Annotated in this window: 2 protein-coding genes; both read left to right on the top strand. The window is 39.5% G+C overall.

What is annotated here, in order from left to right:
• The first annotated feature begins 328 nt into the window (after positions 1-328).
• A complete protein-coding gene (locus tag P2086_RS13670; RefSeq protein ID WP_317897304.1) occupies positions 329-2,257 on the top strand; it encodes an efflux RND transporter permease subunit in 1,929 nt (642 codons plus the stop codon).
• Positions 2,258-2,428: 171 nt separating this feature from the next.
• Positions 2,429-11,719 carry a LamG-like jellyroll fold domain-containing protein gene (locus tag P2086_RS13675; protein WP_317897305.1) on the top strand — a complete coding sequence of 3,097 codons (9,291 nt, stop codon included), beginning with the start codon at positions 2,429-2,431 and terminating at the stop codon, positions 11,717-11,719.
• Positions 11,720-11,782 lie beyond the last annotated feature (63 nt).

Here is an 11,782-nt window from a genome sequence, read left to right on the forward strand (position 1 = left end):
GCTTTGCAGCATTAAAAATCAAAACACATATTACGGGTTTGTTCTCTTTCTTGTTCTTGCATTCTCGGTTTTTTGTGCAACGCGACTAGTAAACCTTAAATTTAATTACGACTTTGAAGCCTTTTTCCCCAATGAGGATAACGAACTTGAGCATTACAACAGTTACCGTGAGACCTTTGAGTACGACAACGAATTTGTATTAATTGCACTTGAAAATAAAAAAGGAATTTTTAGAAAAGATTTTCTTTTACGTGTTGATAGCTTAACCAAAGACATTTCTGCTCTTAAATACGTAAAACACATTAACTCGCCAACAAATTTAAAAAGTTTGGTTCTTGGAGGTTTTGTCCCTATCCAAACACCTTTGCTGCATTTTGAAGATGAAAGTGCGTATTTAAAGGATAGTTCAGTCATTTATAATTCTCCGTTTTTGGTTGGTTCCTATTTTCCTCAAAACGCCCAATCATTGAGTTTATTTATTAAGACAGACGATGTTCTTACAAAAAAACAATGCGATCAACTTGCTGAAAGTTTAGAAAGTAGTATTCAAAAATACCGCTTTGATGGAGTTCACATGGTTGGCCGCATCTTCGCGCAAAACATTTACCTGGTCAATCTTCAAAAAGAGTTCAGCGTTTTTCTTCTCATTTCTTTTGTGCTTGTATTAATCTTTTTGTGGTTTAGTTTTAGATCTATATACGGTATCATAGTTCCGGTAACTATTGTAATCATTGCAATTTTATGGACTCTCGGAATTATGGATCTAATGGGTAAATCAATTGACATTATGTCGGCCATGTTACCAACCATGATTTTTGTTGCTGGAATGAGTGATGTAATTCACTTTTTTTCAAAATATTTTGAAGAATTAAGTAAAGGAACTGAGCCACAAAAAGTTTATAAACTCGTCGTGAAAGAAGTCGGTTTCCCAACCTTCCTAACACTAGTAACAACAGTTGTAGGCTTCTTATCCCTTTTATTTTCAAGCATTCAACCCATTCGTGAATTCGGAATTTACACCTCGGTTGGTGTCACCATGGCTTTTATTCTCACCTATACCCTACTTCCCGCTCTTTTGCATTTTTTTAAACCCAAAAAATTAATCAAAACTCATAGTCAAAATAACCGCAGCAATAATTTACTTCAAAAAGGATTGTTTCTAATTTTTAGAAATCAAAAAACAATTCTACTCGTTACTTCAATTGTTATTGTGGTTTCGGTGATTGGCATCAATAAAATAAAAATCAATAATATTTTACTCGAAGATTTGAGTGATAAGGTGAAACTAAAACAAGACTTTAATTTTTTCGACAAGAATTATAGTGGAGTCAGGCCTTTTGAGTTAAGCGTTACAGTATCCGACACAAATCACTCCGTTTGGGATTATGAAGTAATAACTGAATTATATAAGCTGGATGAATTTATTAAAAAGGAGTACAACGCAGGATTTATATTGTCTCCAGCGGGTATGGTAAAAAATATTTACGTTAGTTCAGTTAACGATGCCGGAGATCGATTTCCTGACAAAGAAGACTACGAGAGCATTGCCAGCTATTTTAAGAAAAACAAAAAAAACAAAGACATCAAACGTTTGGTAAGTGAAGATGGCAGAAGCACACGAATTAGCGGTAAAATAGCCGATTTGGGAAGTATAAAAATTAACGAACACGACAAAAATTTATTGGCCTACATTGAAAAAAATATTAATAAAGATCTCTTTCACTTCGAAATAACAGGAGCAGCACATTTAATTGACCGAAACAACGAATACATGGTTAAAAACATGACTCAAGGTTTTGTTTTTTCAATCATCGTCATTGGTCTGTTGACCTTCTTCCTACACCGCAGTTGGCGTATGGTGGTGGTGTTTATCATTCCTAACATTATTCCCTTAATTGTTATTGGCGGTATTATGGGTTATGCTGGCATTGAGTTAAAGGCGGCCACATCTTTAGTATTTAGTATTGCATTTGGAATAGCAACCGATGATACCATTCATTTTATCTCCCGTTTAAAGATCGAATTAGCTTACGGTAAAAGTCTGATTTACGCCTTTAAACGTACTTATTTTGAAACTGGCAAGCCCATTGTATTAACCACCTTTATCTTAATGGGGGGCTTTATGAGTTTAATGATTAGCAATTTTGAAAGCACTTTTTATTTTGGCTTTTTAATTTGTATTACGGTGATTGTGGCACTTATAGCCGACCTGTTTTTGTTACCAGTTTTGTTACTGGCGATTTACAGAAAAAAATAAATCAGTGAAGGAATTACTTCTCTAAATCTATCAAATAAAACAATCCTAATATTAATTTTCTACTTAATCTGCACATTTAGTTTTTGATTCTTTAAATGGATTATATTTGTTATAAGTTTAATAAATATCAAACTTATCGCCCTTGATTCACATACATTAGTTTAATAGATTTTGAAAACATTTTACAAGAAACTCAATAAGGCTTTTTATGGCATTTTCTTGCTATGCCTGTTTAACTCAGCACTCAAAGCGCAGCCCGCGGGTGCGCTTAATTTCGATGGTATTAACGATAACATCAATTTTACGTATAACGCATCGCCCTGGGTGCTGGGCAACGCCTTCACTATAGAGATGTGGATTAAGCTGACTGCATACTCCGATCAGTTGATCGTGCACCCAGGTTACGGCTGTAGTTATTGCCCTGCTTATGCAGTAAGCATAGGAAATGAGACAACATGTTATAGTTTAGCGGGTAATACGGGTAAATTAATTTTCCAGGGCTCTGTAGGCAAAATCATGTCCGATGCGGCATTGCCTCTAGGAGTATGGACACATGGGGCAATAACTTACGACGGCAGTGTTTTAAAAATGTATATCAACGGCGTTTTGCAACAGCTTATGCCGCAGGTTACTGGCACTGTAACAACTGGAACCAATCCATCTAATCAACACAGAATGTTTGGTGCCGATAACGGTGGCTGTGGCATGAGAAGGCCTTTTAATGGCAGTGTTGATGAGTTCAGAATCTGGACTGGGGCTCGCAGCCAGTACGAAATCCAATCGTATATGAATTGTGAAGTTTCTACCAGCCCGGCCAGTTTAACCGCCAATTATCATTTTAATCAAGGTATAGTTAACGCAAATAATACCGCAGTAAGTACAGTAACAGACGCCTCTATAAGCGGAATAAGTGGCAGCCTGCTATCCTTTAACCTTACAGGTTTAACTTCTAATTGGGTTGCCGGTGCTATTGTAAACGGTTTCTCAGTGCCTGTTCCGCCACTGGTTAACATAAACGTTCAGGGAAACGGAACAACCATTAGCGACGGAGATATAACACCATCCATAACTGACCATACCGATTTTAACGGTGCCCTTACCCGCACTTTTGTGATCCAGAACACAGCCATAGGCAACTTAAATGTTGTACCTTATTTAACGGGTCCAGACGCCACTTGTTTTTCAATCACCACCCTTCCTTCTCAAAATATTTCAGGTATTGGAAGTACTTCCTTTGTGGTTACAATGATTACCGGCGGTACCAAATCAGCTACTCTAAATATTAATTGTAACGATGGCACCAAACCTATTTATGACTTCGTGATCACAGCAACGTCAAGCAAATATGAAGCTATAAATTTTGACGGTGTTAATGATTACATTTCTATTCCAAGAACCATTGAATATGATTTTACGATAGAGTTTTGGATGCGAAGTACACAAACAACCACCAATGGTAGTGCTCAATGGTACCAAGGTGCAGGCCTGGTCGATGGAGATATAGGTGGTTTTAATGACGATTTTGGAGTAGCTCTTGTTACCAACAAAATTGGATTTGGGATTGGCAGCGGCGGCGGAGACTTGACAATTTTTTCAACATCAGCTGTAAATACGGGGCAATGGGTACATGTGGCAGCAACCAGGAATAGTAATACTGGAGCTATGAATTTGTATATAAATGGCGTGCTAGAGGCGTCTGGCAGTGGCTCATGCTGTTGGAAAGGCGCTCCCGCGAATCTAACACTTGGATCTTTAACTTACTTGTCGGGTACGGGTTTTTATAATGGAGACATGGACGAGTTGAGACTCTGGAACGTTATTAGAACACAAAACGAAATTCAAAATTATATGAATAGTGAAATTCCTAATGCAACTGTAGGACTTCTTAATAACTATCATTTCAATGAGGGAACAGCAGCCGGAAATGCTTCCGTTACGACCCTTGTTGACCTGTCTGGTCAAAATTATTATGGTATTTATAATCACGGTAATCTAAATAATTTTGCATTAACCGGTGCCACCTCTAATTGGATAACGCCAGGAAGAGTAATAACTAATTACGCCACACCTGCCTCTTCATTAGCGGTTATTAATCTAAAAGGAAACACCAACGCAATTGCCAATAACGCGAGTACCACGAGTACACTTAATTTTACCAACTTCCAATCTAACAGCACCAGAACGTTTGTAATTGAGAATACGGGTACGGGTATTTTGAATATAAATGCAGTGCAGTTAACTGGTGTAAATGCGTCGGAGTTTTCGGTCACCGTTTTTCCATCAACTACTCTTTCAACAAGCGGAACAACCAGCTTTGTAGTCGCTTTTACACCAACAGCTGGTGGTTTAAGGAGTGCCAGCGTTCAAATAGCAAGTACTGACAATGCTACTGCTTTATACAGCTTTAAGATAGAAGGAAACGCTCCACCGGCAGATGCCTTAGGTTTTGACGGAAGCAATGATTATGCTTCACGGACAATTTTAACAAATAATACTACGAGCGTCACTTTACAAGCAAAAGTATACTGGTATGGTCCAAACACATTTCCGCAGGTAGTAATGTATAACGGACATTCGAGTATTCGTGGTTCTGGAATTTATGTGATGGCAAACGGTGCTGTACAAGTTCTTTATGGAGGTGTTACTTTTACACCGTATAATTATACGTTAAGTCCCAATACCTGGGTTTCGCTTTCAATGGTAGTAAAGAATGGGCTTGTGGAGTGTTATGTCAACGGCATTTTAGTAAGTGCCACTAGTGTATCAAATCCTAATACTCCAAATGCTGGCCTTGGTGATTTGTTTACAGTTGGGTCCAACCCTGTTGGTTCTGAAAATTTCAGCGGGAGAATAGATGAAGTAAGATACTGGGATAAGGCGCTCACGCAATGCGAAATTCAGACTTATCTTAATTGTGAGATCCCCGGTTCAATGCCGAATTTGCTTGCAAACTACCATTTTAACCAAGGCTCGCCAGGCCTGAACAACTCTGGAATTACCAACATCATTGATGACTCAGGAAATAGCAATGATCTGACTCTACTCTATTCCTCTCTTACAGGCACCTTTGAGAACTGGGTGAGTCCTGGGGCGGTTACCCCAGGATTTACAACAACTTCTGCGCCTTCTTCAAGTATTACCTTAAGCGGAAATAGTAATCCTATTGCGAATAATTCTACCACTGTCACAACTTTAAATAATACAGATTTTGTTTCTGCTGCTTCACGCACATTTGTAATACAAAATTCGAATAGCGGAACCTTAAATATCGGCGCACCATATATAACAGGTTTAAATGCTTCTGAGTTTTCACTCACGGTTTTACCTTCTACTACCTTGGCAGCATCAGCTACAACTACGTTCGTAGTAGCATTTACACCCACTGTCGGCGGGATAAGAGCCGCTACTGTAAATATTAATAACAATGATTGTAACATACCGATCTTTAATTTCACGATTAAAGGAAATGCCCCTTTAGCTTCCGCCCTTAATTTTGATGGAGCGGGTGACTATGTAAATTGTGGGACAGATCCTTCTCTCGATATAACGGTTGGTACCTGGGAAACATGGGTGAATTTAAATGCACTTACTACACAACGGCTCTTTTTTAAAGACCTTGCTGATGCTACCTATACAGGGATGTATGAGATTTTTTACTTATCAGGTAATTTTTATGCTGCATTAAAAATAGGGCTTACTACCCATGTGATTTTGAGTACGACTATCCCTGTAATAAATACCTGGTATCACGTGGCGGCTACTTACGACGGAACCGCATTTAAATTGTATATCAATGGTATATTAGAAGCAACTAACCTGGCTCCTTCAGGCCCAATGAATCCCGGAACAGGTCCGCTAGGGCTCGGAGCTTCAGTGGTTAATCCAACAGCAGTTAACAGCAATTTAAACGCTAAGATGGATGAAACAAGGTTATGGAATGTAGCCCGCACGCAATGTGAGATCCAGAGCTATATGAACTGTGAGATTCCAACAACAGCGCCCGGACTGGTTATGAATTATCATTTTAATCAGGGTGCTTCAAACCTCGCCAACTCTTCTGTAACACTGGTTACGGATGCTGCTGCTTCTAACCAGGGAACTGTTAACGGTTTTGCTTTAACAGGTACAGTATCAAATTGGGTAAGTCCTTCCATTATTGCGAACGATTTTACGACGAGTGTTGTACCAGGCGCCAGTATTACTGTGACAGGAAACTCTAACCCTATTGCAAATAATTCTACAACAGTAACAACTTTAAACTTTACAGATTTTGGTTCAGCTTCAACAGGAACATTTGTGATACAGAATTCAAATACCGGAACTTTAAATATTGGCGTACCCTACTTAACAGGACTGAATGCTTCTGAGTATTCTATAACCGTTTTACCATCTGCTAGTCTGGCAGCTTCAGCTACTACCTCATTTATAATTGCTTTCACGCCAACAGCAGGAGGAGTTCGGACGGCAACGGTTAACATCAACAACAACGATTGCAATAAACCTATTTTTAATTTTGTTATAAAGGGTACTGCGGCGGTAGCCTCAGCGCTTAATTTTGATGGTGTAAATGATTATGTAGATATCCCTTTAAATGGTAATATTCCAGTAGGCTTTACGCCTTATACTATTGAGGCTAAAATTAAACCAAATGTGCATGGCATGAACGGAATTATTGGCTGGGGAAATTACGGTACATTGAACCAGACAAATGCACTGAGACTTGGGCCTTCCAATACCATAAACAATTATTGGTACGGTAACGATATTCAGGTAACAGGACCAAATCTTGCAGATGGTAACTGGCATCACCTTGCTGCAACGTTTGACGGAATAGCCAGAAGAATTTACATAGATGGCATTCTTTACGGACAGGATTTTCCAACCGCACATACAGTGGCCAATAACGCTAACATGCGCATAGGTTCAACCTGTACATCTTGTGGTGGAGAATTTTTTAATGGAAGCATAGATGAAGTAAGAGTTTGGAACATAGCCCGCACCGAATGTGAAATTCAATCTTACAAGGACTGTGAGATTCCAACAACAGCATCGGGACTTGTCTTAAACTATCACTTTAATCAAGGTTCTGCCGGGCTTAACAATACAAGTGTGTCAACAGCAACAGATGCTTCTGCAAGTGCAATTACAGGCACACTTACAAATATGAATCTAACCGGATTATCTTCTAACTGGATAAGTCCTGGCTCTGTTGCAAATGGGTATAGTACATCCTTGGTTCCTACAGCCAGTATTAGTATTACAGGCAACAGTAATCCAATTTCAAGCAACTCAACAACAGTAACTACTTTAAATCACACCGATTTTGGTTCTGTTGCCACCAGAACATTTGTTATTACTAATAGCAGCGGCAGTGGTACTTTAAATATTAGCACACCCTATATAACCGGAATTAACGCTTCAGAGTTTTCAGTAACGGTTTTACCTTCAAGTAGTACTTTAAGTAGTCTAGCAAACACATCTTTCGTTGTTGCCTTTACTCCCACAGGGTCTGGAGTCAGGCAGGCTACGCTTAACATTTCAAACAACGATTGTACTAAACCTATTTTCAACTTTGCCATTCATGGTGAAGCACCACCAGCAGCTGCTTTGAATTTTGATGGGGTAGACGATTACATTGATCTACCATCCAATAACCTACCAAGTGGTAACAATGATTTTACTGTTGAGTTTTGGGTAAAAGTAAAGTCTGTTCAAGCTGGGCACAAGTGGATTACATCTTTTGGTACAGCTAGTTCTGGTTCACTTCTAACAATTGGATACGACGCATCTAACAGTAATAAAATCAGGATCCATCATTTTGGCCCAGATTTAATCGCAACTACTGCGTCTATCCCACAAAATATATGGACGCATGTTGCTGTGAATTACCGAGGTTCTACTTTTTCAAATGAAATTTTCATCAATGGAACTTTTATTGAAACGTTGAATTTCGGAACGGCACTAACCCTGCCAACCAATCCAGCCTTCCAGATAGGTTCATTTGCGGCAACACCTACCTATTGTCCGCATATGGACTTAGATGAATTAAAAGTGTGGAACCGTGCATTATGCGCACCCGAAATTCAAAACAATATGAATTGTGAAATTGTTACTACAGGTATGGGACTGGTTGCGAACTACCATTTTAATCAAGGTAATATTGGTGTTAATAATTCGAGTATAAACACGTTAACCGATTTTAGTGGAAGCTTAAATACCGGAACCTTAATAAATACTGCACTCACTAGCACAATTTCCAATTGGGTGGCACCAGGGGCTGTAACTTCCGGCTCTTCTTGCGGTGTTTACCTTGATCCGGAAATTAACCTAATGGGTAATGGAATTAGTATTCCCGACGGTAATGCAAGTTCTTCAACCGCCAATAATACTGATTTCGGTGCTGTATGTATCAACACCGTGGTAGTACGAACATTCAGTATCCAAAATTTAGGTGCTTCTCCTCTAACGGTTAGCTCAATTACAATGAGTGGTTCAAGTGCTACTTCGTTTAGTGTTGGACCATTATCTCCTGTATCACCTATAGCCGTTGGGAGTTCAGCCACATTCGCTGTAACCTTTACCACCACAACTAGCGGCGTTAAAACAGCTACTCTTAATATCTCCAGCAATGATTGTGACGAAGCTCTTTATGATGTGTTGCTAACCGGAACCTGCAACGCTCTTCCTGTTGTTTCTGCAAACACTAGTAACTCAGTTATCTGTAATACAGCTAGTACAAGTGTATTTGGTAGTGGAGCACATACTTATACGTGGACAGGCACTATACCCGCAGTTAATACTATTCCATTTTCACCTTCAACAACCACAAACTACACAGTAGCAGGTACAAATACCTTAACAGGATGCAGAAGCACTAATATTGCTGTAACAACCATAACGGTTAATAGCTTGCCGATAGTGGCTGTCTCAACACTTAGTGGTTCTATTTGTCTTGGTAACACAACCACTCTTACTGCAACTAATGCGGATACTTACACCTGGAGTCCCGGTTCCTTGAATGGTACAAGCATAACCCCTTCACCGGTTTTAACCACAACCTACTCAGTGATAGGTACGAATACACTCACAGGATGCTCAAGCACTAACACAGCTGCTCAAACCATTACTGTGAATGCTATTCCTTCGGTAACAGCCACAACACCCAACGCAGCTATTTGCGCCGGAGCCCCGGCAACATTAATTGCCAGTGGAGCAAGCAGCTATACCTGGCTTCCGGGTCCGGTTATTGGAACTACCGTTAATCCTATCCCCGCAGGAACGATAACCTACAGTTTAACCGGAACAAGTACTGCAGGTTGTACAAGCACTAATATTGCTAATCAGCTTATTACAGTAAATCTGTTACCAACCGTTACTATCAATCCTCTTATTTCGGTTATTTGTTTAGGTGGAACTGCAAGTTTGGTAGCCACTGGTGCAAATACCTACACATGGGCACCGGGTGGACCTGGCACTGCTACGTTAACGCCTTCTCCACCAAGTAATACTGGATACACCTTATCAGGTAGTTCTGCAGCAGGGTGCACAAACACAAACATAGCCGTTCAAATAGTAACGGTTAACGCCTTACCGTCTGTAACAGCAAGTACCAGTAATTCTGTCATCTGTAACAGCGGCACTACTTCACTCATTGGTTTAGGCGCAGATACCTTTACCTGGAATCCATTTATTGCAAACGCTACACCTTTCTCACCTTCAGCCACAACGATCTATACCTTAAGTGGATCCTATACACTAACAGGTTGCACTAGCACAAACCTTGCAGTACAAACCATTAGTGTAAATTCAAATCCTACGGTTGGGTTAATGGTAATAAATCCTACCGTTTGTGAAGGAGATTCACCTACCTTAACGGCAAATGGTGCTATTAGTTATACTTGGGAACCTGGTACTTTAACAACTACAGTTATTACCCCTACTCCAGTAATTACTACAGTATACAGCCTAACCGGTTCAAGTGCGGCAGGGTGTTTAAGTTCAAACACAGCAACACAACCAATTACTGTGAACCCACTACCATTGGTAACTGCAAATGCTTCTACTCTTTTGGTTTGTTCAGGAAGCAGTGTTTCACTTTTTGGTAGTGGTGCAACTACGTATACATGGTCAGGTAGTGTGCTTAATAATATTAGCTTTACACCAAGTGCATCGGGCTCATACACTGTTACCGGTACTGATGTGAACCTCTGTCAAAATACTGCAACAATTTCTTTTACGGTAGATCCTGTACCCTCTGTTTCTGCTAACATTACATCAACAACCATTTGCAACGGACAGTCTTTAACCCTCAGTGGAAATGGAGCTACTACTTATTCGTGGACTGGTGGAATAACCGACGGCATATCTTTTACTCCTATAACAACGGGGAACTATACATTAAGCGGCTTTAGCACAGCAGGTTGTAGCAATACCAACGTTGTTGTTGCATCAGTGAGTATTAATCCTTTACCCGCCGTTACAGCTAATGCAAATACAACCGTTATTTGTTTTGGAGATTTAGCAACCCTCACTGGTAGCGGAGCTGTCAATTACACTTGGACAGGAGGAGTGTCCAACAACACTCCCTTTACTCCAACAACAACTAACTCGTACACCGTGTTTGGCGAAGATTCCAATACATGTTCTAATAGTGCAACGATAGATATAATTGTTAATCCACTTCCTCTTTTAACCATTGTAAGCACAGCAACAAGAAGTTGCGAAGCGGATTCGGTGCAACTTACCGCAAGTGGTGCCAGTAGCTATACATGGACTTTAAATCAAACGAATCAAACCTATATTGTAACGCCAACAATTTCTACAACTTATACTGTAATTGGCAGAGATAATAATGGTTGTGTAAATTCAGAAGTATACACCCAGTCTGTAACACCTTGCATCGGAACTTTAACAGCCATTGCAAGTCAAACAAACTTAAGTTGTAGTGATAAAAAAGATGGTCAAATTTTAATTACCACAACTAACTCCTACTCAAATAGTCAAATAACTTATATTTGGTCACCAGCTACCCTTTGCCCTTTAACCAACTGCAACCATTTAGAAAATTTAGGCTCGGGAACAGTGAACTTAATTGTTAAGGTAACTTATACGCTTAACAATATTCTCGTAAAAGTAGATTCATTGGTTATTAATCCTATTCATATTCTTGACGAAAATGGACCATGCATTATTAAAGCTTATAGTGGCTTTTCACCGAACGGTGATGGTATAAATGATATTTGGCAAATAGATAACATTACCCAATTCCCTTTAAATAAGGTAACCGTATTTAACCGATGGGGACAAGAAGTGTACGAGGTGACTGGCTACGATAATGCAGAAAAATCATGGCCTGCAGCTGGAGAAGAATCAAAACTAAGTTCAAATACCTACTTTTATCTCATAGATTTAGGCGATGGAAGCAAATTAATAAAAGGATGGGTTGAAGTAACTAAAAACTAATTTTTTTCTCTTTTAATAACCGTACGTTTTTACACCTCTTTTTCATTTTAACCCAAACTTGCT

Origin of the sequence: Aurantibacillus circumpalustris (assembly GCF_029625215.1) — a bacterium.
In the GTDB taxonomy this organism is placed as follows: domain Bacteria; phylum Bacteroidota; class Bacteroidia; order B-17B0; family Aurantibacillaceae; genus Aurantibacillus; species Aurantibacillus circumpalustris.